Origin of the sequence: Paenibacillus cisolokensis (assembly GCF_050481165.1) — a bacterium.
GTDB lineage: Bacteria > Bacillota > Bacilli > Paenibacillales > Paenibacillaceae > Paenibacillus_AH > Paenibacillus_AH cisolokensis.
On record NZ_JBCNFP010000221.1, the window covers coordinates 1 to 1,392 of the forward strand.

1 protein-coding gene and 1 pseudogene are annotated in these 1,392 nt (G+C 53.2%); one reads left to right on the plus strand and one right to left on the minus strand.

Features of this window, described 5'->3' with window-relative positions; translation table 11 throughout:
- Positions 1-899: IS21 family transposase (gene istA, locus ABEV74_RS23215; protein WP_430150125.1), on the plus strand; the 899-nt coding region annotated here is incomplete at its 5' end.
- On the opposite strand, the pseudogene ABEV74_RS23220 reads toward istA, so the two are convergent.
- Positions 896-1,315 (minus strand): annotated as a pseudogene (locus ABEV74_RS23220) (ATP-binding protein); the annotation flags it as partial. The gene istA and the pseudogene ABEV74_RS23220 overlap by 4 nt on opposite strands.
- Positions 1,316-1,392 lie beyond the last annotated feature (77 nt).

Consider the following 1,392-nt stretch of genomic DNA (forward strand, 5'->3'; position numbering starts at 1 on the left):
CCACTACGATGGAACGCAAACACATCTACGGCGGACGAAAGCCCCGCAGTGAAACCGAGCGGATCCTGCCGCTGATCGACGAGTGGCTCAAAGCGGATCAGAACGTGTGGAAGAAGCAGCGGCATACCGCAGCGCGCATCTATCGCCGCTTAGTGGACGAATATGGCTTTTCCGGCTCCGAATCGAACATTCGCCGCCTCGTACGCCAGCGCAGGGAACTGTTGCCGGAAGTATTTATCCCGCTGCAATTCCAGATGGGTCAGCAGTTTCAATTTGACTGGGGAGAAGCCGACGTGATGCTCAGCGGTAAGCTGACCCGCGTGTATCTGTTCTGCATGCAACTGTCCGCCAGCCGCAAGCGGTTTGTACGAGCCTACCCGCACGAAAAGCAGGAAGCGTTTCTCGACGGTTTTGTCCGCGGCTTTCGTTACTTTGGCGGCGTACCGGCCATCGGGCTCTTTGACAATCTCAAAACGGCGGTCATCAAAGTGCTGCAAGGCCGTGACCGGCTGGAGCAGGAAGCGTTTCAGGCCTTGCAAGCGCATTACGTGTTCAAAGCCGAATTTTGCAACGTAGAGTCCGGCAATGAAAAAGGACAGGTGGAAGGCCTGGTCGGCGATTCAAGGCGAAACGCACTCGTCCCCGTCCCCCATGTGCAGTCGCTTGATGAACTGAACGGCCTCCTGCTCGCCTGGTGTGAGCGAAGTGCGCAACACAAGAAAGTCCCGTACACCCAGGAAACGATTCACGAGCAATGGTTCAAAGAAAAACAAGCCTTGCATCCGCTTCCGGCCACCGATTATGAAGCCTGCAAAACCGCCGAATGCCGGGTTAGCAAAATCTCCTGTAACCGTCAAGTACCTTTGAACAAATTTCGCGAATTTATTTTCAACAACTAGAAATTTCCAAATATGGTTTGGCGGTGCTTGAGCCGGTAGCTGTCTCCTGTCAGGTGAATCACCTCGCTTCGATGCAGGATCCGGTCCAGAATGGCGGTTGTGACGGCCGGATCCCCGAGCAGTTCTCCCCAATCTTCCGGTCCTTTGTTGGACGTCAGGATGATGGAGGCCTGCCCATACAGTTTGTTGATCAACTGAAAGAACAAGTGAGCCTCCTGCCGATCCAGCGCCATGAACATCAGATCGTCCAGAATCACCAGATCGGAACGGATGATCCGATTCACCCGCAGCTGGGCGTTTCGGGAAATCTCTTGCGTCTTCAAGAGATGCAACAACTGATCCATCGTGACGAAACTGACGCTATATCCTTGATTCAATGCCTCGACGCCCAGTCCAATCGCCAGATGCGTCTTCCCGTTATGGAAAAATTGCCATAACGGTAATTATCGAAAGAATTTGGTTATGGAAAGATTTGAGCGTACATCCCGTTATT